The sequence below is a fragment of the Chitinibacter sp. SCUT-21 genome (assembly GCA_041874755.1).
Lineage (GTDB): Bacteria > Pseudomonadota > Gammaproteobacteria > Burkholderiales > Chitinibacteraceae > Chitinibacter.
This window is the reverse complement of record CP102611.1, coordinates 3,183,593-3,206,575: the sequence shown is the minus strand read 5'-3', so window position 1 is coordinate 3,206,575 and position 22,983 is coordinate 3,183,593. Positions and strand designations below refer to the sequence as shown.

At 44.7% G+C, this 22,983-nt stretch carries 18 protein-coding genes; 4 read left to right on the top strand and 14 right to left on the bottom strand.

From position 1 onward, the window contains the following. Positions 1-18: 18 nt before the first annotated feature. The 11 genes from NT239_14950 to NT239_14900 all read right to left on the bottom strand — a co-directional run bounded on the left by NT239_14950 (position 19) and on the right by NT239_14900 (position 12,997). Positions 19-1,239, bottom strand: coding sequence for a glycosyltransferase WbuB (locus NT239_14950; GenBank protein ID XGA71039.1), 1,221 nt, complete (start codon positions 1,237-1,239; stop codon positions 19-21). Then, positions 1,239-1,811: a putative colanic acid biosynthesis acetyltransferase gene (locus NT239_14945; protein XGA71038.1), complete on the bottom strand. Its 573-nt coding sequence runs from the start codon at positions 1,809-1,811 to the stop codon at positions 1,239-1,241. Before NT239_14945 ends, NT239_14950 begins: the two co-directional genes overlap by 1 nt. Next, positions 1,804-2,874 carry a glycosyltransferase family 4 protein gene (locus tag NT239_14940; GenBank protein ID XGA71037.1) on the bottom strand — a complete coding sequence of 357 codons (1,071 nt, stop codon included), beginning with the start codon at positions 2,872-2,874 and terminating at the stop codon, positions 1,804-1,806. Before NT239_14940 ends, NT239_14945 begins: the two co-directional genes overlap by 8 nt. A 4-nt stretch (positions 2,875-2,878) precedes the next feature. Continuing rightward, positions 2,879-4,006 carry a glycosyltransferase gene (locus NT239_14935; GenBank protein XGA71036.1) on the bottom strand — a complete coding sequence of 376 codons (1,128 nt, stop codon included), beginning with the start codon at positions 4,004-4,006 and terminating at the stop codon, positions 2,879-2,881. Then, on the bottom strand, positions 4,006-5,262 hold the full coding sequence (locus tag NT239_14930) for a hypothetical protein (protein ID XGA71035.1): 1,257 nt from the start codon (positions 5,260-5,262) through the stop codon (positions 4,006-4,008). The genes NT239_14935 and NT239_14930 overlap by 1 nt, the downstream gene beginning before the upstream one ends. 286 nt (positions 5,263-5,548) lie before the next feature. Continuing rightward, the gene (locus NT239_14925; protein XGA71034.1) at positions 5,549-6,640 is read right to left on the bottom strand and encodes an acyltransferase; all 1,092 of its coding nucleotides are present in this window, start codon (positions 6,638-6,640) and stop codon (positions 5,549-5,551) included. A 136-nt stretch (positions 6,641-6,776) separates the two neighbouring features. After that, a complete protein-coding gene (locus NT239_14920) occupies positions 6,777-7,925 on the bottom strand; it encodes a hypothetical protein (GenBank protein XGA71033.1) in 1,149 nt (382 codons plus the stop codon). 4 nt (positions 7,926-7,929) lie between these two features. Beyond that, complete coding sequence (locus NT239_14915; GenBank protein XGA71032.1) at positions 7,930-9,174, bottom strand: oligosaccharide flippase family protein; 1,245 nt, start codon at positions 9,172-9,174, stop codon at positions 7,930-7,932. A gap of 228 nt (positions 9,175-9,402) precedes the next feature. After that, entirely contained in the window at positions 9,403-10,530 is a 1,128-nt protein-coding gene (gmd, locus tag NT239_14910) for a GDP-mannose 4,6-dehydratase (GenBank protein ID XGA71031.1), read from the bottom strand. 72 nt (positions 10,531-10,602) lie between these two features. Continuing rightward, a complete protein-coding gene (locus tag NT239_14905) occupies positions 10,603-11,568 on the bottom strand; it encodes a GDP-L-fucose synthase (protein ID XGA71030.1) in 966 nt (321 codons plus the stop codon). 109 nt (positions 11,569-11,677) lie between these two features. After that, positions 11,678-12,997, bottom strand: coding sequence for an undecaprenyl-phosphate glucose phosphotransferase (locus NT239_14900; protein ID XGA71029.1), 1,320 nt, complete (start codon positions 12,995-12,997; stop codon positions 11,678-11,680). A gap of 431 nt (positions 12,998-13,428) precedes the next feature. On the opposite strand from NT239_14900, the gene NT239_14895 reads away from it, so the two are divergent. The 3 genes from NT239_14895 (at position 13,429) to NT239_14885 (ending at position 17,543) form a co-directional block, all read left to right on the top strand. Then, a complete protein-coding gene (locus NT239_14895) occupies positions 13,429-13,965 on the top strand; it encodes a hypothetical protein (protein ID XGA71028.1) in 537 nt (178 codons plus the stop codon). Between the two features lie 529 nt (positions 13,966-14,494). Next, positions 14,495-15,532, top strand: a complete 1,038-nt coding sequence (locus tag NT239_14890; GenBank protein XGA71027.1) for an O-antigen ligase family protein — start codon at positions 14,495-14,497, stop codon at positions 15,530-15,532. A gap of 55 nt (positions 15,533-15,587) precedes the next feature. Next, complete coding sequence (locus NT239_14885) at positions 15,588-17,543, top strand: EAL domain-containing protein (GenBank protein XGA71026.1); 1,956 nt, start codon at positions 15,588-15,590, stop codon at positions 17,541-17,543. A 32-nt stretch (positions 17,544-17,575) separates the two neighbouring features. Here NT239_14885 and murB read toward each other — a convergent pair whose 3' ends face one another. The 3 genes from murB to ppc all read right to left on the bottom strand — a co-directional run bounded on the left by murB (position 17,576) and on the right by ppc (position 22,007). Further along, the gene (murB, locus tag NT239_14880; GenBank protein XGA71025.1) at positions 17,576-18,595 is read right to left on the bottom strand and encodes a UDP-N-acetylmuramate dehydrogenase; all 1,020 of its coding nucleotides are present in this window, start codon (positions 18,593-18,595) and stop codon (positions 17,576-17,578) included. A 121-nt stretch (positions 18,596-18,716) separates the two neighbouring features. Beyond that, the gene (locus tag NT239_14875; protein XGA71024.1) at positions 18,717-19,193 is read right to left on the bottom strand and encodes a hypothetical protein; all 477 of its coding nucleotides are present in this window, start codon (positions 19,191-19,193) and stop codon (positions 18,717-18,719) included. A gap of 57 nt (positions 19,194-19,250) precedes the next feature. Beyond that, on the bottom strand, positions 19,251-22,007 hold the full coding sequence (gene ppc, locus NT239_14870) for a phosphoenolpyruvate carboxylase (protein XGA71023.1): 2,757 nt from the start codon (positions 22,005-22,007) through the stop codon (positions 19,251-19,253). A gap of 107 nt (positions 22,008-22,114) precedes the next feature. Here ppc and NT239_14865 point away from each other — a divergent pair, with 107 nt between their 5' ends. Then, a complete protein-coding gene (locus tag NT239_14865) occupies positions 22,115-22,960 on the top strand; it encodes a PhzF family phenazine biosynthesis protein (GenBank protein XGA71022.1) in 846 nt (281 codons plus the stop codon). Positions 22,961-22,983: the final 23 nt, after the last annotated feature.

Genomic DNA, 22,983 nt, shown 5'->3' with positions numbered 1-22,983 from the left:
TCGGTAATGATTACTACGCTACTTAAGCCTATCGGCAAAAATACTGAAATAACGATTTAGGATTTGATCTTGATCCAGATTACGCTCTGCGTAGGCGCGGCCAACAGCACCCAAGCTAGCCCGTAAACGCGCATCATTGGCCAACTGCGCTACCGCCGCAGCCATGGCGGGTGCATTTTCGGGATCGACCACTAGGCCACAATCTTTGACTACACTAGCCAGCTCGGTACCCGGCAGCGCCGTAGCAACCACTGCGCGACCGCTGGCCAACATGCCAGTTAGCTTGCTCGGCATTACCAAATCAGCCGCATCGGCCTTTTGCGGCAGCAGATGGATATCGGCCAGCGCCAATAAATCAGGTAGGCGTTCAAACGGCTGTAAATCAATAAACCGCACATTAGGTAAGCCTGCGCACAGTGCCTCTAGGCCCGCACGACCTGCGCCTTGGCCGCAGAATACAAATTGAATTTGTGATTTATCTTGCAGCAGCCGCGCCGTTTCAGCCATTACCTCCAAACCCTGCTTTGCCCCCATATTGCCAGAGTACAACGCCACCACAGTGTCATCAGCCAGCGCCAATTCGTCCCGGTAGCTGCTGCGATGCTGAACGATGGAGGCCGGAGGTAGTTTCACCCAATTGGGGAAAAACACCACCTTGGCCGCATCAACACCTTTAGCCTTGGCTAAATCGACCATGCGCCCAGAAATCGTCGAGACCACATCAAAGCGACGCAGCAACACCCGCTCTGCCCACAAGGCAAAACGACGCATCAATGGATTTTTGAGCAAACCAAGCTGAAATGCAGCATCAACCTCGTAATCCTGAATATGCACCGCACACTGGGCACCACTGAGACGTGCCACCAGCCACGCATTCGGCGCGCAAGACAGCGCCGGCGCAGCCACCCACACCACATCAGGCCGCCAGAAAACCTGCTTGAGCATCACCGGCAAACTGGAGAGGGCAAAGCTTTTTAGATGCACAATGCGTTTGGCCCCATTCACGATTTCGGGCACCCATAACGGACACCGGTACACCATAATGCCATGCAGATCTTCTTTTACATAACGTGTAGCGCTATACCCCTCAGCCACCTGCCAATGCGGATAGTAAGGTGGCGCTGTGACCACCCGCACCTGATGCCCCTGCGCGGCAAGCCATTCGGCCATTTCACCCGTGTATTTACCAATGCCCGTCATTTCGGGCGCGTAATTGATGCCGTGGATTAAGATTTTCACTACAAGGACTCTGAAATAGATTGAGACAAGCGTGGTTTAAACGGCCGACAAGGAGACCCCATGCATACCATAGCTTCGGGCATGTTTTTAAATACCGAGCTACGCGCGCCAATCACGGCACCCCGTCCGATCGTGACCCCCGGAGCGACATACACGTCTGTGGCTAACCAAGCCTGATCTTCCACACACACCTTAAAGGCACGAATCGGAAAATCTGCCTGTTGATAATCATGATCGGCCGCGCACAAATAGCTACGCTGCGACACTACAGCATGTGCACCAATATCAATCTCACCCAAGCTATACAGCACCACATCATCACCAATCCACGCGTAGTCACCGATTTTGACTTTCCACGGATAGGTAATGGTGACCGAAGGACGAATTACAGTACCCACCCCAACTTCTGCACCAAACCAGCGTAGCAATGCTGCTCTGAATCGATAGGCAAATTGGGGTGAGCACCGAAATAATGTCGCCTGAACAAGCCACCACAACTGCACATAAATAGCTGAGCGACCACGGAAATTGGCAGGCATGGTAAATGCAGCCAGATTTTGAAAGTTACGCATCAATCATAACCTCCAGCACTTTTTCAATCCGTGCTCGTGAGCTCTCTGCAAGAGTTTCGAATCTAGCTGCAGCCTCAGCGCGTAATTGACGATATGCATTTTGATCTAGCTGGCTAATCACATGGCAAACCTGCTCAGGAAACTGGGCTATATCGTTAATCAAAAAACCAGCCTCAGTTCCGATTTGCGCCTCAATACAACCTCGGCGTGCCGCAAACACTGGAACACCATAGCGCATTGCTTCCAAGATCGTGACAGGCTCGGCTTCATTCACATACTTAGTGGGAAAAAGTAAAAAATGGAGTGACTGTAAAAAATCATCTTTTGAAGTGCTATAAACTGGGCCGTAATAAGTGACTTCAGGCGTTGCAGCCAACTGCTGCTCAAACTTCTCTCTGATATCTCCCGATACTGGGCCTGCAATCTTTGCCGCTACCTTTATGCCACTACGGCTTGCGAGCTGCACAGTATCAAAAAACTCGAAGATACCCTTCTCTTCAGTGATATTCGATAGAAAGCCTAGGCAAACATGCTCCGAAAAATCTTGATAGATAAGGTTTGATTTGGCTTGAAATGCTGCGTTTGATACAGCGGTAATTCTGGCCGGATCAATTTGATAGTTTTCAGCCAGCGCTAATGCCATCCGTTCACAAAGCGCTATATGCTGCGCCGCTCCAGCAACCCGAAATAGAATTCGTGCCAATGGACTCACATCATTTATATAAGCGTAACTATGATGATGAATAAATATCGGAATGCGCAGCAGACGAGCCACAGCCAGAAAAGGCAAATCTAACGCCTGACCAAAACCACCCGACAGGCCTAAATACATAGCCTGATAACGACTGAAAATTCCCAGCACTAATAATTGCACCGACTGCAGTACAGGCATAAACCATTTCAGCACTGGCCGCAGTAACGGCAACCGTGTCGATGTATAGGCACGATTAAAAGTCAGAACCCGATCAGCTTTAGCTGCCATTTTTTGGTGCATGGCCAGATTAATCGCCGAAAAGCCATGCACTGGGGGTGGCAATGGCCCCACAAACACAATCTTACCCATTCAACTATTCGCTCAGCATGTGGTCAAGACCAGCCAAAATTTGCCGTGCGGCATTTTCTGGCGAAAAACGACCAATGTGTGACACACAATTAGTCGCGGTTTGCTGCTGATCGGTAAACTCATTCACACAAGACAACATGCGTAATGCCAGCTCTGCCGTATTACCGGTACGGAATGAAAAACCAGTAAAACCATCAATGACCAACTCTGGCACGCAACCGCAAGCCTCGCTAACCACCACAGGGCAGCCATAGCTCAACGCTTCATTCACGACCAAACCCCAAGGCTCACTATTGCTTGGCAACACCATGCAAGTGGCTTTGGCATATTCGCCTTCCAGCTCATTAATCGTTTTCCCACCTGTAAATACCACCGAATCATTCAGGCCCAGCTGTTTAGCCTGTGCTTCCAGTGATTCACGCAATGGCCCGCTGCCTACAAGACGTAACTTGGCATCGGAATACTGCTGCACAACCGTATGAAACGCATCTAGCAAAATATGCAGATCTTTTTCATGTGATAAGCGGCCTACATACAGAAATACCGGATGATCTTGACTTTGCTGTGCCACCACGCGAGTCGTAATGGCGCTGTCTGGCGAATAATGGTGTGGCAAAGCGGCTGCCTGACATCTAAAAAACACCTTTTCCGGCTTAATGCCATAGCTGCAGATATAGTTTCTACTACGCTCACCGTAGGCAAAAAAACCATCCACAGCATGGAAGAAAATCCATTTCGGAATCGCCTTTAGCAAAGAAAAGGGCTTGTCGTTCGCGGTTGAGTCGCAAAAAACGGCCACTTGTTTCCCAGACAGAAAAGCTGCAAATAACTGGGCCCAGTATTCAATGCGATGATAGCCGGCCAATACCACTAGATCTGCTTCGGCTTTTAACGTGTGCCAGAATAGCTCGTTAGCGAGTTTGGCTGTGCCAATATCTTCGTATTTACCTTGGTGCAAGAGCTGGTGCGGATAAGTGTGATAACTCATGTCCACGCCACTTAAACCTACACGATCGCCTTCTGTTTCGGCGATTTGAATAAATTCAATATCTTTGCTGATCTTATTAAGGGCTGAAAAAACCCCACCCTTATATTTTGACCATAGAATATTATGATATATGGTTACACGCACTAGATTCGCCTTTTATTAACAAAGTTATAATTTTTATTGGATTTTTTAACAATACTTCCAAGGGCTGCCCCATAAAAGAAAGCTGCCGTAATCACGGTAAAAACTTGACCATTAGTTACAAAAATAACAGCACAAGAAAGTAGTATTGCAAGGTAAATCACCTTGCAGCCAAACATACTTTCTTCAGAAATACGAGTAATTACACATGAAATTATATATATCATTCCTAATAGCACTGTAATAACACCAAGATGTACAAATCCAAAAATATAGCCACCATCAACTGATGCACCAGCAACAGGTAGTTTTTGATCAGTCCATAGACTAGTTAAATAATACATTGCCTTATGACCAAATCCACTAGGAAGAAGAAATGCATAAATATTTGAAATGAAAAACTCAATATATGCAGCCCTAATATCATCACCCTCTCCAGCCTCACCATACTTGAGCAGATCCATGAGATTTTCAAACTTCTTAATTGAATGTATATACCTACTCTCAGATGAGCTAAAGTAGTCAAACACAATCGACTGGACGATTGGCATCATGATAAAAATTATACCAAGAAGCAGTAGTAATTTTAAAAAAATTAAACTAGGTTTTTTATTTAAGGTCAAGCAACTTAAAACTGATGCAAACACAAGGATTGATGCCATGATCCAATTTTGCCTGTAAAAACTGGTAACTGCAGCGTAGACAACAATTACAACAAAAATGAGCACATACCTAAGCTTTACATTATTACGCATTGCATATAGAAGACAAAAAAACATAGCAAATGGATAGCCTAATTTAATCGAGTCATCATCACCTGACCCTGCAAAAAAAGAAAAGAATATAAAATGCGCCACCAAAGAAATACAAACCACATGAAACAACAGGACATCTCTAGACATAGGGTCACTAGGACTAACTCGTGAAAAGTAAACAAATGCTAGAATAAAAACTAAAAAAGATCTTGCATCCGCATAAGCAGCAATATAATTACCATGCAAAAGCGCTCCACCTAATACAACTAAAAATATACACCAAGCAGCCCATGCGATAACAGAATATTGATTAAAACAACCAATAACATAAGAATATATAGACGGAAAAAAAATATTTATAACAACCAACAAAAAAACCACGAAAAACTCTGGATAATAATTACCCCCAAAAACTAAAACCATATTCGAACCAAATGGGCTCAACATTAGAAAACAAAAAACTATCAAAAAAAACCAATACAAAATTTTATCTTGAGTTAGCATCAAAAACCCCAGGCACAAATGTAAACCCTGACGAAAACTTAATAAAAAACAAACCGCATTTAATATGCACAAGCCAAATACACAGAAAAAACTTTAACCACTCAATTTATCTACATAATAAAAAAATCAACCCAAGCAGTGCTGCACACATAAATTGCAATATTCCATCATGTAAACATCATTTTGATGTTGAAAAATCAAGGTGTTCGCACAGAATCTCGTCAAAATTATGCAAATCTAGTTACGCAGGACCACCCATACAAATAAAAACTAATACAAAATAAACTCAAGGGCACATTAATGCAGAAATTTTTTTTCCTAGCTTAATCATAGGTGTCTCAATATACACTTTAGATAGTATTGCCAATGGCACTGTAAAAATAAAGCAACCAACAAGTAGCGGAAAAAACATCAAAGATGAGTCAGGGTTAATCAATTTTCTGGTCGTCAAGACATACAGAAAATGAAATATATAAATCGCATAACTAAGCCTACCGACTACAACAAACACATCAAAAAAACGAGAATTAACCCATTGAAGCACATATGATTTTGTATCAATTAAAAACGCAAAAGCAACGCCTGAGAAAATAGCAGCTAATGCATGATTTAATTCACCGACCACACCAAACATAAGTGTTGATGCAAAAAAAATGGCGAACAATATAATTTTAATGTAGTCACTAACAAAAAACCTAACAATATAGTTTTGCAAGTAAAAAATAATTACAAAAACCAAAATTTGCAACGGAGGCCAATAAAAAAAGAACGAGTTATTTTCAGGGCGAAGCCCTACTCCAAGCGTATAAGCAAACAAAGCATAAGATAATACAAAACCAAGAACCAACATCGAAGACCATATATGCCTTCTTTGACAGAAAATTATAACAGGTGCTAACATGTAAACCAGAAATTCAATTGAAATCGACCAACCTCCTGGAACGACACTATTAATTGCCGAAGCCGAAAAACTATTTAAAAGAAAAAAATTCAAGCCAATATCAAACAATGTTGGCGGCGAAGTTGATGATAAATTTAATACATACAGTAAATACCTAAGGCAAGGAAAAATTATTGCAGCCAGTATATACAATGGAAGTATTCTGAAAATTCGCCTGCACATCCATGAAAAATGGCTTCTACTATCAAGTACGCCACGTACAGCAGGGTGAGTCAGTGTAATTGTGTATACACTTATACAAAAAAATAACTGAACTCCATATTGCCCCCATGCAGTAAGGTAATGAAATACATCAGCGTTAAAACTTTGCCCAATATGTACCAAAACAACCAGAAAAATTGCTACTCCGCGATAAAAATCGAGCCAGCTTAATCGTCCACCATTACTTTCCGCATCGTTTATTTTAAAACTCACCATAATTTAATTCATTCACAATGTAAACTCCAAAAAAACCAGTTAATTCCAGCAAAAAATCTTTTTTTTAAAAAAAATAACACATCGCAAAAAATTCAAAACCAACATCCCAATTAAAAAACCAAGCACATCTTGAATATCAATTTATTACATTAAAAACAGTGTGAATTGCTTTACTAATACTATGATCTACTCGCCAGCTTGTTGTTTTATTTATCTTTCTAACAGATAATCCAGCTATTGATTTATTTATATCCTCGACTTCCATTGTGTCAAGTACATAGCCAAGATCATGTTTCATACAGATCCACCCAATAAGCCCTTCATTTTTAGTTACAACATATTTATTATACTGGGCAGCTTTAATCATCTGACCACTCATTGTGTAATGGTTCGCATAACATATCCAAACAATATCGCAAGCATTAAATAATTCTACTTCCTCTGCATTCTCAATTCTTCGATCTATCTGCGTAATTTTAGAATTTAGGCTCGAATTACTTGCTAAATATGAACGAACATTTTCATCCTGCTTACCTGCAAGAACCACATGAATATCATCACGCCCACTCAACTCAAGATATGTTAACAATTCAAAAACTCCTTTTCTTGCTGTAATTGCGCCGTAAATTAAAATGACAACTTTATCAAGCGGTAATCCGAGTGCATATCTAGATATTTGTTTATCCTCAGAAGGAGACGCATCGGATGGATCTGCGAGGTAAACAATTTTATTCACATTTAAAATACTGTAACTGCTAAAGTATAGGCGTAAGGATTCGTCAATTGAAAAAATTGAAATTAGTGATGGCAATCTAATTAGACGTTTAAAAAGGAACTCTTTTACTCTTGAAACAGAGCTATGTGGTGTGTTTATACCCATTTTCTTATGATGAAATGTAGCACGCATGCATATCCCAAAAAATGGAATTTTTTGGAACGGAGTTCCAAGAAGGCTTATTGCATTAAGCATATAGTCAATATAAGGTAATAAGACAACTGTATGACCTGTACTCTTATTAAAAATATCCTTAGACCATTTCCAAAATGCAATTTCTCTCTGAACATCCGCTAAAAAACCACCAAACTTCATTGCACCATTTGGCAACTCTAGTAACACATACTCCAGACCATTGAAAATAGGATCTGAGGCAAGTATTTTCTCAGCACAAGGCGTCGTACCAATAACTATTGAATGTCCATTTTGTATAGCACCAACAACAATCCACTCTAAATAGCTTCGATGATGTCCAGATAACTCTGGTTCAATGATCAAGATTTTTGCCATAATTCTATGAAACCTTTCTGATTTCAAAAACACCACGGAGCATGTAAAAAAGGGAACAAAGCATTCCTATTGTATTGCCTAGTATTACTCCATTAACTCCGTGATCTTTAATCAAATAAAAAACAAGTGGAATACAAACAAAACCCTGAAATAATGTAGCCATGGTAACCACTCTTGGCCGTCCAATAGCCCGCAAGTATGAAGATAAAACACCATTTGTTGCCGCCATCACCATAACAGGTAAAAGTAAAGCCACAATAGGCAACACTACAATCCAATTATATGGCAAGAAAAAAAGCAAATCATTTTCAATACTTAAATAAATTAATACTGCAGAGCTAAAAAAGAAAACTAGTAATATAATTATTATTTTACGAAATACTAAATATGCAGAGCGCGGATCAGTACTGTACAATCTAGCCAGAGTAGGGAATAAATACTGGGCGAACATCGATGCGACATCGACAAATGCCATTTGACTAACTTTACTCGCCATTTGATACGAGCCAAAAGATGTAGCCCCTAACATTTTCGCCACAACGACCTTATCAAACTGGTTAATTATTGTAATAATTATTGAGTTAATCCAGATCCAATTCCCAAAACCCTTTAACTTACGAACATCATTCCAGTCTGGTTTTTTTATCAAAAAAGGCTGCATCCATGAAACAGTAAAACGTAAAGCATCAGCTGCAACATTCCCATAAATCAAAGATAAAACACCATGATTTCTGCTATAAAAAAACAAGGTCACGCCCAAATCGAGAATTAAACACGACACTTCAGTGAAAGCTAAATATCTGAAATTTCTATTTCTTTGTTGCAAATAATAATTAATTGACAGGGAATTTCGCAAAAGAGGGCAAAATGCGATAGATGCCAAAACTTCTGCTGATCCATCAATATTAAAAAATTGCTCAAGTGGGCTAGCTGCCAAAAATAATAAAATTGATAGACCCAAACCACGAATTGACTGGATCAGCCAAACCGCTGATAGTGCACTTCGATTTGGGTGCTGCGGAGCCTGTACAACAGCCTGAGGCAAACCAGTATCAGTAAGTGATTCCACTATTGCCAATGCCATTAAGCCAACACCAACCAAACCGATTGCGGCCGGACCAAACACAGTAGCGAAGTATAAGAATTTAAACGCGACTAAAGCACGACAGAGTATTTGATTTATACCTACCCACAAAAAGTGCTCTCGAGTAAATTTACTCCAAATTTTATTATTTTTGACCAATTGCATTGCTTGGTGATTAACTCCTATACCTATAATATTTTAGTCACAATTTAAATAAAATCAAACCAGAAACCGGAGAAATAAAACAATAAATACTCAAACCATAAAGATTAAATTATATTAAACACAAAATAAAATACACAAGTTAATTATATTAAAAACTCAGCCCTGCATTGAATTTACTGCTATCGACGCAAGGCTGCTAGGTACTTATATAAAATTGAGTTTTGTTACTTACCGCTCTGAACTCACCGATACATCAAACCCATGCTCAGTTAACAGCGCATGTTGTTTCGCTACCTGCAAATCATGCGCCACCATTTCCGCGCACATTTCTTGCACTGTGATTTCTGGCGTCCAGCCTAATTTGGCTTTGGCTTTGCTTGGATCACCCAATAGCGTCTCTACTTCGGCCGGGCGGAAATAGCGGGGGTCCACGCGTACAATTACATCACCCACTTTCAATGCTGGGGCGTTGTCGCCGGTGATGCTTTTCACGGTGGCGATTTCGTCTACGCCGCTGCCGCTAAATTCCAGCTCTATGCCCAGATGTTCGGCACTCCACTGGATAAACTGGCGGACGCTGTATTGCACGCCGGTGGCAATCACGAAATCATCTGGTTGGTCTTGCTGCAACATCATCCATTGCATGCGCACGTAATCTTTGGCGTGGCCCCAGTCGCGCAGCGCATCCATATTCCCCATATACAGGCACTGCTCCAGGCCTTGGGCGATATTGGCCAGGCCACGGGTGATTTTGCGGGTTACAAATGTTTCGCCACGGCGTGGGCTTTCGTGGTTGAACAAGATGCCGTTACACGCATACATGCCATACGCCTCGCGGTAGTTTACGGTAATCCAGTAGGCGTACATCTTGGCCACTGCATACGGGCTGCGTGGGTGGAATGGCGTGGTTTCTTTTTGCGGGATTTCCTGCACCAGGCCATACAGCTCGGAAGTCGATGCTTGGTAGAAACGGGTTTTCTTTTCTAGGCCCAAAAATCGGATCGCTTCCAGCAGGCGCAGCGTGCCCATGGCATCTACATCGGCGGTGTATTCTGGCGATTCAAAGCTTACCGCTACGTGTGATTGCGCGCCCAGGTTGTAGATTTCATCTGGCTGCACTTCTTTAATAATGCGGGTCAGATTCGATGAATCGCTTAGGTCGCCATAGTGCAGCTTAAAGCGGCTGTTTTCGATGTGTGGGTCTTGGTAGATGTGGTCTACGCGCTGGGTGTTGAATGAAGATGCGCGGCGTTTGATGCCGTGCACGATATAGCCTTTTTCCAGCAAAAATTCAGCGAGGTAAGAGCCATCTTGGCCGGTTACACCAGTGATCAGGGCGACTTTAGCTTGGGTCATTCTGTTTCCTTGTATGTATATCGTTGTGTTAATTATTTTGTCTGACTTTAAGACCAATACTACCAATGGGTATTACTGATTACGGGGGTAAAACGGCGCGGTTTGGTAGGCTTTTTTTAGGCCTTCGGCAAACGGCATTTTGGCTTTCCAGCCCAGCGCATGCAGGCGGCTTACGTCTAGCAATTTGCGTGGTGTGCCATCGGGCTTGCTGGTGTCAAACACTAGCTTGCCTTCAAAGCCCACGGTATCGCACACAGCTTGTGCCAACTGGGCGATGGTGATGTCTTCACCGGTGCCGATGTTGATCAGTGGCGGGTTTTTATCGTTTAGTAGCTGGCCGTAGGTGGCGTCGTCCAAATTCATCACATGCACGCAAGCGGCGGCCATGTCTTCGCAATACAAAAATTCGCGCATTGGCGTGCCGGTGCCCCATACATCAAATTCGGTTTTACCCGCTAGCTTGTATTCATGCGCGCGGCGTAATAGCGCGGGGATCACATGGCTGTTTTCTGGGTGATAATTATCGCCCGGGCCGTATAGATTTGTCGGCATCACCGCCATGTATTGGGTGCCGTATTGGCGGTTATAGCTCCAGCACATTTCAATACCGGCAATCTTGGCCAACGCATACGGCTGGTTGGTTTGCTCTAGCGGGCCGGTGAGCAAATATTCTTCTTTAATTGGCTGCGGGCAATCACGCGGGTAAATGCAGCTGCTACCCAAAAACAATAATCGTTGCACGCCATTGCGATAAGCGGCGTCGATGATGTTGTTTTGGATCATCAGGTTTTGGTAGATAAATTCACCACGGTATACATTATTTGCATGAATGCCGCCCACTTTGGCGGCGGCTAAAAATACATAGTCAGGCTTTTCGGCGGCAAAAAATTCATTCACATCGACTTGGCTAGTTAGGTCTAGCTCGGCATGGGTGCGGCCAATGATATTGCTAAAGCCTTGGGCTTGCAGTTCGCGCACAATCGCCCCACCCACCATGCCACGATGGCCTGCCACATAAATTTTGCTGTCTTTATTCATGCGTAATCTTTACCTATTTATTTTTGCGAAATCTAACACATTATTTATCGATTTTGTGTTTCTAAATGATGCACGGCATTCAATTTAGCACTTACTAATTAATCAATTATTAATATGCGTTTTTATTAATAAAACCTTTGAATATTGTAAAAAACACAATTTTCAAATCGAGGAATAGTGACCAATGCTCTAGATAATGCAGATCATAATCTACCCGTGCTTCCATTTTATCCAGCGTATCGGTTTCGCCGCGCAGTCCATTTACTTGCGCCCAGCCGGTAATGCCAGGCTTCATTTTATGGCGCAGCATATAGCGGGGGATTAGCTCTTTGTAATGGTGGTTGTGCTGCACCGCATGCGGGCGCGGGCCTACGATGCTCATACGGCCTTGCAGTACATTAATAAACTGCGGCAATTCATCGAGGCTGGTGCGGCGCAAAAATGCGCCCAATGGCGTAATGCGGCTATCGCCTTTGGTGGCTTGGCTAACTTGGCCATCGTTTTCTTGGTGTACTTTCATACTGCGAAATTTATACACCGTAATCTCTTCCCCACCCCAGCCGTGGCGGCGCTGCTTAAAAAACACAGGGCCGGGCGAAGTTACTTTTACTGCAATGGCAATACCAATCATGATTGGGCTGATTAGCAATAAAATTAGGCTGGCCAGCACATAGTCTTCTATCAGCTTCACAATTTTGTTAATACCACCCAGCGATGATGCCGAAATATCCAACATCGGCACGCCCATAATAAAGGTGATGCCGTGGTTGATAATTCGGTATGTCAGCATATCGGGCACTACGCGGATATCAGCGGCACTATGGCGCAAAGCGTGCAGTACCTTGGGGATTAGCTCGGTATCTTGCATCGCCAAGTTAATCCACACCTCATCAAAATCGTAATGATCGGCTAGATCTTCCACTTGACCCAGTTCGTGCGCATCTACAATCTGGTGAATGCGATAGCCACTCCAAGCCGATAAGCGCACGCGATCACTCAGCGCCTTACTCATTGGGCCAGTGCCAACCAGTAACACATCGCGCGTGCGGTAGCCCTTTTTGCTTAAATAGCGCAGCAAGATCATAAACAGGCTGCGCTCGATTAATAAACCGAGCAAAATCAAGCCCATCCAGCTAGCTATAAATACTCGCGAATAATCATCAGCGGTTTTTGAAAACACCAGCCACGCCATCAGCAATACCGATACAGTAAACCAGCAGATTTTGACTCGCGCCAACACGGCCAGCCAGCTACCGCCACGGAATGATTGGTACACCGCCGATGAAACACCCGCCATAATCAAGCTGGTTGCCAACACCAAAGTGGCATATTGATTATCCAAACTCGCGCCACCAAAGCGCCAATGGGCTGCACCATAAGCAGCTATCCAAACTACCAGCATGTCGGCCAGCAGAATTAGTTTACTCACAATTGTAGTGCCGTGGCGGGTGGTGCTTTTTCGCATAGATTTAATATTGGGGGCTAGGGGTAAGTGCTCGGCAGACAGAGAAGACTTAATTTGCCATTACAAAATACATACAAGAAAAAAAACAAAACGTAAGCATTGTATAATAATACTTACATACAGCAATAATACCAAGGCATTATAGCTTTTTTATGACAAAACACAAATCGCAAGAAGCATTCTCAATTGATTCAATAAACATTTGAATATCAATATATTAGCCTTACCTTTTGTAGCATCTACTAATGTTTACTCCTGCTTGCACTCAAGTTGTTTCAATTATGAAAAAACTTCATAAATCAGCTGCATTTCGTCGATTCTTTGTTGACAGCTGTGGCCTAGCTCACTAACCTCGCGGTAACTGTATCCGCCACCCCCTAACAAGGTGACCTCCCATGAATTTTAAATTAACTCTACTTGGTTTTGCTTTCGCTGCTGTTATTAGCACTAGCGCAAACGCTGAATTTACTAAAGCAATGAAACCAGCTGATGTTGCGAAAGAAGTCGCGGCTCAAAAGAAAGCTGGCAAGACTGCAGAACAAATCGCAGCACAAGCTCTTGCTGCTGGTGTATCTGCTGAAAGCGTAGCATCGGCGATGGTTGCTGCTGGTTTACCTGCCACTACCGTAACCGCTGCTTTGGCTAAAGCTGGCGTTGCCCCTCAAGCTGTAGCAGCAGCAATGGTTGCGGCGAAAGCGCCCGAAGCCGACGTAAAAGCGGGCCTGCAGGCGGCTGGTGTCTCTGCCGAAGCTGCCAATTCAGCCGTTGCTACTGCGGTTGTAGCTGCAAATAACGCATCTACAGCAGCTGGCCCCAATAACAGCGGTGATGCTGCCGCACCCGCTGCAAACAACCAACCAGCGCCGGTACTTAGCTTCCCTAGCACACCATCTTTAGGTGGCGGCGGTGGTTCCTCTGTGTCGAAAAATTAAGCGCCATTGAATTCAATTCCCAATCAGAAGATGCCCTAGGGCATCTTCTTTTTTATGTGCCGCAATTAATAATTCCAAATTCATGACTCTTCAACTCGACCATCGCAGTGATAGCACCCTTTTTTTTTTGCTGATTGCACAAATTATTTGGGCGCCAATTCCACTGGCTAGTAATCGCACCTGGGCCGTGGGTATCTTAGTGTTGATCACTATTGCACAATGGGTTGCTGCGGCTGTTATTTATCGAAAGCAGCTAAACCCATTAATTCAGCGCATACGCCACATCATACTCCCTTGCGGTATTCTCACTGGGATTATAGTTTTAATCGCCGTACAGTCAATACCCCTACCATACAGTATTCTACAAGCGATTTCGCCAAATACAGCACTCCTTCACAGCAGTGTTTTAAGCGCAGACAGTGTTAGCGCCACGCTTAATCTGGCGCAAACCCAGCTGATGGGCTCGTTGGTTTTTGTTTATTTTTCGGCTTTTTTCTTTACCTGCTTATTAATTCGCTCCACCCGCAGGATGAAAATAATCGCCTACGCCCTACTGGCCAGTGCAGTATTTCAGGCTTTAGTGGGCGGCTTTCTTTTCTCGATTAATGCCCATTACCAGTTATTCACTAGCGAAGTGATTCATGACCGAATGCTAGGCACTTTTGTATATCACAATAATGCCGCAGCCATGCTGGCTATGAGTCTGTGTATTGGCATTGGGCTTTTTTTGGTACAACTTGAAAAAGGCAGCGCAAGCAATAGTGGCAAATGGATAGTTAGAACACTGGATTTTTTACTCAGCAAAAAAATGCTGCTGCGCCTAGTGTTGGTGATTTTAGTCATTGCTTTAGTGATGACTCGCTCACGCATGGGCAATGCTGGGTTTTTTATTGCCATGCTGTTTAGCTTGGCATTGTATGCTTTCTATAGCCCCAAAACCCGCAAAGTGGTTTTTGTTTTACTAGCCAGCCTGATTGTGATTGATATCTGGATTTTGGGCCAATGGGTAGGCCTAGATAAGGTGGTAGAACGGCTTGAGGCCACACAAGTTAGCAAAGCACAGCGCGCTTCGATGCTTGCACAAGCCAAACAAAATGCCGGCAATGAGCTCAACTTCGTAAAACCCCACACCGAAGAATCGATTGAAGAGCGATCTTTGCCTGTTGAATATGCGATACCTGCCATTCGTGATTATTTTTGGTTAGGCTCTGGCGCGGGTACATTTTATACAATTTTCCCGCAGTATCGCCCAACGGAATCGCGGGGCTACTATGACCATGCGCATAATGATTACGTGGAAATTTTGACAGACTTTGGCGTAATTGGGTTTAGCTTGTTTGCCCTGCTGATTATTAGTACGCTATGGCAATGTTTGCGCGCCATTCAGCTTAGACGTAACCCAATGGCTAAAGGTATCGCACTTGGTGTATTCATGGCCATTATTTATATTCTATTGCACTCTCTGGTTGACTTTAATATGCAAATTCCAGCAAATGCTTTACTGTTTAGCACAATTTTAGCTTTGGGCTGGTGTGCACGAACGCTTGATCAAATCGAGCCAAAATAAGCAAATATCCTCTTTTAACTTGATAGTCATATTTTTTTTCAATAAAGGCTCAAGAATGACCCTCAGATTGCAGTTTTTACTTGGTTTAACAGCCCTTTTTACTGCCCTGATCATTGGTTTATTTATTGAGCGTGTAAATAGCACCAAGCAATATGCAGAAAGCCAATTATCTGCCACTGCACAAGATGCTGCCTCATCGCTGGCCTATCCAATTTCTCGTGCCATTGCTAAAGGCGATATTATTTTGGCCGAAACCATGATCAAATCATTACTTGATCGCGGTTATTATCAACACATCGAAATTATTTCTACCCGTGGGATTCGTCTTGCCCAAATGCAGCAAAATAAAACCATCGAAGGCGTACCTGAATGGTTTATTCATCAATTTCCTTTAAACTTAACCCCAGGTAATGCATTAATCAGCGATGGCTGGAAACAAATGGGCCGCGTGGTTGTTACCAGTGAACCGGCTATTGCTTATAAGCAACTTTGGTTATCACTCAAGCACACTGCGTTCATCCTTTTGCTGGTCTACGTCTGCAGCCTGTTCGCCATGTTTTTCTTAGTGCGCCTTTTGCTGCGACCGCTCAGCGCAATTGAGCATTCAGCCCATGAAGTACAACAACGGCGTTTCAATGCGATTGATTACATACCCAGTACACGTGAATTTCGCAGTGTCGTTGCCGCATTCAACCTGATGCTGGAGCGAGTTCGCCAATTTTTGTCGATCGAACAACAACGCGCAGAAGAATACCGGCATCAAGCATTTACTGATCCAACATCTGGGCTAGACAATCGACGTAGCGTGGATTTGCGCTTGGGCGATATTCTGGCAAACCACCCGAAAGGGATGACGGGCTCGGCGCTGGCCTTGCAAATCGATAATCTGATTGAAATTAATCAGCTAGAAGGTTATCCAGGTGGTGATGCTCTGATTCGGGAGTTGGCTGCGGCACTAAAGGACTGCATCGGTGAGCAGGCATCAATCTGCTCACGCTTAAATGGCTCGACACTTTTTGCCCTGTTTTATTCAGAAAATGCCGATCAAGCTTTTCAAAAAGTAGACGATTTTTTACTCGCAGTGCGAAGCATTACAATCAAATCCACCCGCCCTATCCGTTACGGCATAGCGCTCGTTGAATTTGCAGCAACGACCAATAAGGGCCAATTATTGGGCGCCCTTGATCTCGCCCTACAGCAAGCTATTTTTAGTGGCGGCGAGAACTTCCAACATACCCGCCTTGATACTGAACACGCGGAGCAACCAAGTGGCTCTCAAGCATGGCGTGAAATTTTACAAGCTGCTATTAGGCAGAAATCTTGGCATATCAAAGCGCAAGCTGTTCAAGACTTACAATTAGGTCGGCTTCATCATTACGAATTAACGACTGTACTACTACACCACGAAGCCAACCCCATCAAAGCCGCCCTATTCGTTCCCATGGCGGCACGGCATGGTCTGCTTGAAAAAACCGAGCAATCTGTTTTTGATTATGCGATTGAGAAAATCAATCAAACTGCACATGAAATTGATCAAGCGTTTGCGCTTAATATCGGTCTACTTGGCACGCTGGGCTCTATTGAGGGACAGGATACCTTTATCAAGCAGCTTAATTTACTCGTTCACAGGCGAAGCCAAATCTATTTTGAAGTCCCCGAGCACCAGATTGTCGCGCACCCTGAGCTAGCCAAACGCCTAGCCAAGCTTTTGCACGATTTGGGCTTTAAATTTGGCATCGATCATTTTGGTTTTTCAGCTGCGGCGGCTTCACTATTGCCAACTTTGCGCCCAGACTACATCAAGATTGATCGTCGCTTGGTAAATGACATGGCGGATCATGAAGATACCCGCAAGATGCTAATGTCACTTCTCGAAGTGGCGCACTCGCTCAATATCAGCACCATTGCGCAAGGCTTAGAAACTGAAGCGCAGCTTGAGCAACTTAAATCAATGAAATTTAATGCTGCACAGGGCTACCTGATTGGCAAACCTGCTGAGTTTTTCAAATAAACTGAAATGCTAGGCAGGATTTTTAATCCTGCCTAGTTCCAGCTAATCGGCTCTGCTTCGATGGTTACTTGGTATTTTTGCTGCACAGCTAGTTGAATTTCTTTCTCGAGCGCTTTCACATCCGATGCACTCGCCCCGCCATGATTGACCATGACTAAGGCTTGCCGCTGATACATGCCGACTGGCCCCAATTGCCGCCCCTTCCAACCGGCCTGATCGATCAGCCAACCGGCGGCTAATTTACTGTGATTAGCATCTACGGGATACAAGACCAAACCTGGGTATTGCTGCTTCAGAGTTTGCGCGATTTGATTTGGGACGATGGGGTTTTTGAAATAACTGCCCGCATTGCCTAACACAGCAGGATCGGGCAATTTTCGTTGACGTACCGCAATCACCGCTTTGGCAATATTTGCCGCATTAATGGCTAAACTCTGGGTTGCTAATTCCTGCTCGATCTCGCCATAACTAGTTTTCGCTAGGTGCTCTTTGGCTAGGCGGAAAGTTACCGCGACAATACACCATAAGCCAGCCCCTTCTTGCTTGAAAAAACTATCGCGATAAGCAAATCGACATTCATCATGCGTAAATGTTTTAAGCTCTCCAGAGTGCAAATGCACCGCCTTTAATTCATGCATCACATCCTTGATCTCAACGCCATAGGCGCCGATATTTTGCACCGGCGATGCGCCCACTGTGCCGGGAATGAGGGATAAGTTTTCCAGACCACCCCAGCCCTGTGCGATTGTCCACTGCACGAATTGATGCCAATTTTCTCCTGCCGCCGCCTGGACATACCAAGCATCGGCATCTTCAGCAACAAGCGTTTTTCCGAGTAGATCGATTTTGAGTACTAAGCCATGAACCAATTCAGCCAACACCAAATTTGAACCGCCACCAAGTAGTGACCATGTCATGGCTCGTAACTCTGGGTTGCGAATACACTCTTGTAATTGTTCAATGCTTTCAATACGCAAGAATTGTTCCGCATATGATTGCAGGCCAAAGGTATTGAGCTTGGTGAGTGGATAGTGAGATTGGATGGGTAACATGGAATACGGCGAAAAAGGCAAAAACGTATTATCGCCTAGCCTTCAGCGGGAGTGAAAAAAATATACATTGGATAGGTATAAGATCATAAAGCATGCTAAAAATTGACTTTAAGCACATACCCTAAGGTCGATTCCCCAAATGCCAGCGTGCGCAATACCATTTAGTTTGCTCTGGCCCCACTTCAACCAAAACACTGCCAAATTTTGAGAGCCAGCGTGGATAAGGGCCCGCCAGTTGTACAAAGCCAAAACCCATCTTATCTTCAATATTTTTTTTCACATCCGCCAACGGTTTATTAATCAAGGCCCCCACCATCAAGGCGCCTGATTCGGGCACATTTACAAACACTTCTTCGGTTCGATTACCCGCTAACTCAGCATCTTGCGCAAGAAACCATTCAGCTTCTCCCCACGTGCGAATCGGGGCTTGTAGGTATTGCCGAAAATAGCTGCGCCAATAATCGGTTGACCATTCGCTGCGGCAAGCCAGCGCGTTTTCTACTTTATCGCCAAAATGACTAGGCACGGCGGCCTGCGCGTGCACCATAAAAAAAACCACCGTCAAGCCGAGTAAAATCTGGGATTTTGTTCGACTCATCGGTGGCTCCTTTGTCATTGGTGTTTAGTCGGTTGACGCTTGACCAATGATGGACAATTAACCGCTATTGCGCAAACCTGCTGCTACGCCATTAATAGTTAGATGCACGGCGTGGCGCAATTCTTCGCTGTCATCGCCAGCGCGGATGCGCTTGAGTAACTCTACTTGCAAATGATTGAGCGGATCAAGGTATGGCAGGCGGTTATTCAAACTACGTGCCAACATTGGGTTGTCGCCGAGCAATTCTTCGTGACCAGTAATCGCCAACACGGAATCCACAGCACGCTGCCATTCATCTTTGATACGACCAAAGATGCGTTTTGCCACATCTTGATCTTGCACCAATTCTGAATAACGCGCGGCAATGGCGATATCCGATTTTGCCAACACCATTTCCATATTGGAAATCGTCGTTTGGAAGAACGGCCATGTTTTGTACAAATGATTCAGGGTTTGCAAGCCTTCATCACCCGCTTCTGCTAAATACTCTTGAATTGCATTACCAAAACCGTACCAGCCCGGAAGCATCAAGCGGCATTGCGACCAAGAGAATACCCAAGGAATTGCGCGCAAATCAGAAATGCTGCTGGTGTTTTTACGCGCCGATGGGCGTGAACCGATATTCAGGTTCGGAATTTCCTTGATTGGCGTTGCTTCCAAGAAGTAAGTGATAAAGTCAGGCGTTGCATACACCAAATCACGGTAGAAGCGGTATGCAGCATTCGACAGTCGCTCCATCAAAGCACGGCGTGCAGTTGGATCTACGTCATACGGTAATGGGAAGCTCGCATCCAAAGTAGCGGCCACCAAGATTTCCAGATTACGACGACCTACTTCGCGATCAGCGTATTTTGCGGTAATTACTTCACCTTGCTCGGTGATACGGATTTGACCATTTACCGAACCAATTGGCTGCGCCAAGATAGCATCATAAGCTGGGCCACCACCACGACCAACCGTACCACCACGGCCATGGAATAGGCGCAGCTTGATACCCGCCTTATTAAATACATCAACCAAGGTCAATTCAGCTTTGTAGAGCTCCCAATTCGAAGTGAGGTAACCACCATCTTTATTCGAATCTGAGTAGCCCAACATCACTTCTTGCACGTCGCCACGGCAAGCAACCAATTGGCGCCATTGTGGGATTGCGAACAAGTCCGTCATGATCTCGCCGCTGGCGCGCAAATCGCCAGTGGTTTCGAACAATGGGATGATATTGACCTTGCTGCGCACGGTTGGCGCCAATGACACCAAACCAACGTCGTTCAGCAAGACTGCAACTTCGAGCATGTCCGATACTGAAGCACAGTTTGAAATAATGTAGTTTGGCAGTACAGCTTCGCCATAGCGCGCCTGAATTTCCGCCGCAGCTTTTAAGATATCCAACTCTTGCTGCACGTCTGGGCTGTAGGACACATCGTGCGGACAGATCAGCGGCCGTGGGCTGGCCAATTCACGCAACAATACGACGCGACGGCTGTTTTCATCCAAAGCCATATACTCTTCCAAACCAGCGCGGTTGAAGAGTTCGCTAATCATTTTTTCATGCAGGCCCGCAAACTGACGCATATCGATTGGGGCTAAGAAGAAGCCAAATACGGATACCGCACGTTGCAGACGGCGTAGGCGACCATCCGCTAATTTAGCAGCACCATGCGCTTTTAATGAGCGCGCAATAATCGCCAAATCTGCAGATAGTTGATCAGCATTTTCATACGGCTGAGCTCGCGCAACATCGTGCAACTGATGATGGAAAGTGCCAATTTCAATGGCGGTAGCAAAAATGCGCGATGCAATCGCAGATACGGCTAAGCGATATGGCTCTTCAGACTTGCGAACGACATCATCGCTCGCTGTTGCTGCCAAGGCAGATAAGTCTTGATCTACCTGCACCAAACGGGTTGACATTGAAAGCTCGCCTTCGAGCTTTAAACATTGCTGGTAGTAGTAATCGAGCGCAACGCCAGCTTGGCGTGATACGGCATAGCGCATTACATCGGCAGTGACAAACGGATTGCCATCACGGTCACCACCAATCCAGCTACCTACTTGGATGAAATTAGGCAACGTAACTTGCTCACCCGTCATCTCAGACAGGCGATCTTCCATGTCTTGATACAGGCGAGGAATTTCATGCAAGAAAGTATTGCGGAAATACGTCGCACCATTTTCGATTTCGTCTTGCACCGTTAATTTTACGGTACGGACTTCACGCGTTTGCCACAGCGTCAGCATCACGCGTTCCATCGCCTCTTGATTCGCGGCGATTTCTTCCGGCGTCATTTGGCTACGATCACGTTGAGTCAGTAAATCAGCTAAAGCACGATGACATTCAAGGATGGTTTTGCGCTTTACTTCCGTTGGGTGAGCCGTCATCACTGGCGCGATTAATGTATCGGCCAACATGGCTAGAATCTCAGAAGGCTTAACCTGCCGATCGGTCAATGTTTCCAGCACCGCGGAAATACTGCCGCGCTGTGGCTTAGAGCCGGCAATTTTATGCACACGACGACGGCGGTTGTGATGCAAATCCTCTGCTATATTGGACAAGTGCGAAAAATAGCTAAAGGCGCGCACCAATGCCATCGTGGTGGGCATATCCAAGGTCGAAAGAGACCTTGCCAAAGCTTTACCTGCGTCGGGGTCATGACCCTGAACGTAACGAACAGCGAGCTCTCGAATTGATTCGATTTGCTCTGCGGTGGCCGAACCGGCCTGTTCGCGGATAGTGTCAGACAACAAGGCGGCGAGCAGATCCAAATCACGCTTGAGCGGTAGATCCTTTTCAGCAATAGGTTCGATCACAGACATGGCAATCCAATTTCGGCAAATTCAAGACAAAAAAATTTTGCGTATTCTAACAAAAACTCACGATCTCTGCCGCTGATTCGCGCAGAAACTTTGAACGGAATTCTTAAATGGCGACTTTTCCTTTTTATTTGGCGAGTATTTTTTCAGAAAAGTCAGGTTCGGGTGATTCATTAGTAATATTTGAGCACTCGGCCCAGCTCTCCGAGCATGAACAGCAAATGTTGGCTTATCAAATGGGGGGGAATGAGGTTGTTTTTCTAAATAGAAACAAAGCCCAAGTGAGTTTCTTTCACCCCCAATTTAGCCTCCCTTTTTCCGGAAAAGGCTTACTGGGCGCGGCGGCATTACTACTACAAGACAAAACATTGCCTGCAGCCCCCATTACCCTCCACTGTTCAGCTGGCAGCTATCAGCTTGGGCAAGAGGGAGAATATTTCCACCTAAATTGCCCGGCAGGTAGAACTCGCCCATCTACGAAGGGACAAGTAGAGATTGCTTTTGCCTTGGGGATTCACAGTCATGACATTTTGATGCCTATGCTTTTTGCCGACACAGGAGTCGAGCAGTTAATCGTACAAGTACGTTCACGCCAAAATGTTCTGCAAGCGCGCCCACATTCCGCCCTACTCGCTGAGTACGCAGAAAGCCCAAAGCAGGCGACACAAGTTGCAATCTGGCATCGTGATGGCGACCTCATCACGATGCGCAGTTTTACTGTGGATCACTTCAACATTTACGAAGACTTTGGCGCAGCTAGTTCTGCACTTAATTTAGCTAGCGCGCATCTAGCAAGCGGAGGTAGATTGCCCTTTCAGGTAAAAATTGAGCAGGGCCATACGATTGAAAAAGCGATCACGCGTTTATCGCATCTTTATTTGCAAATCGATACTAAGCTAGATGTACACCTTAAAGGCAAAGTGCAGTTTTTGGGTTCTGGACAAATAGAAACATAAGACATTGCTAATGTTTTATTGGT

Bases quoted from the DNA above. Each gene is read 5' to 3' on its own strand.
- NT239_14945 (XGA71038.1), bottom strand. From the start codon at position 1,811: ATGCGTAACTTTCAAAATCTGGCTGCATTTACCATGCCTGCCAATTTC.
- NT239_14940 (XGA71037.1), bottom strand. From the start codon at position 2,874: ATGGGTAAGATTGTGTTTGTGGGGCCATTGCCACCCCCAGTGCATGGC.
- NT239_14930 (XGA71035.1), bottom strand. From the start codon at position 5,262: ATGCTAACTCAAGATAAAATTTTGTATTGGTTTTTTTTGATAGTTTTT.
- NT239_14925 (XGA71034.1), bottom strand. From the start codon at position 6,640: ATGGTGAGTTTTAAAATAAACGATGCGGAAAGTAATGGTGGACGATTA.
- NT239_14920 (XGA71033.1), bottom strand. From the start codon at position 7,925: ATGGCAAAAATCTTGATCATTGAACCAGAGTTATCTGGACATCATCGA.
- NT239_14915 (XGA71032.1), bottom strand. From the start codon at position 9,174: ATGCAATTGGTCAAAAATAATAAAATTTGGAGTAAATTTACTCGAGAG.
- gmd (XGA71031.1), bottom strand. From the start codon at position 10,530: ATGACCCAAGCTAAAGTCGCCCTGATCACTGGTGTAACCGGCCAAGAT.
- NT239_14905 (XGA71030.1), bottom strand. From the start codon at position 11,568: ATGAATAAAGACAGCAAAATTTATGTGGCAGGCCATCGTGGCATGGTG.
- NT239_14895 (XGA71028.1), top strand. From the start codon at position 13,429: ATGAATTTTAAATTAACTCTACTTGGTTTTGCTTTCGCTGCTGTTATT.
- NT239_14890 (XGA71027.1), top strand. From the start codon at position 14,495: ATGAAAATAATCGCCTACGCCCTACTGGCCAGTGCAGTATTTCAGGCT.
- NT239_14885 (XGA71026.1), top strand. From the start codon at position 15,588: ATGACCCTCAGATTGCAGTTTTTACTTGGTTTAACAGCCCTTTTTACT.
- murB (XGA71025.1), bottom strand. From the start codon at position 18,595: ATGTTACCCATCCAATCTCACTATCCACTCACCAAGCTCAATACCTTT.
- NT239_14875 (XGA71024.1), bottom strand. From the start codon at position 19,193: ATGAGTCGAACAAAATCCCAGATTTTACTCGGCTTGACGGTGGTTTTT.
- ppc (XGA71023.1), bottom strand. From the start codon at position 22,007: ATGTCTGTGATCGAACCTATTGCTGAAAAGGATCTACCGCTCAAGCGT.
- NT239_14865 (XGA71022.1), top strand. From the start codon at position 22,115: ATGGCGACTTTTCCTTTTTATTTGGCGAGTATTTTTTCAGAAAAGTCA.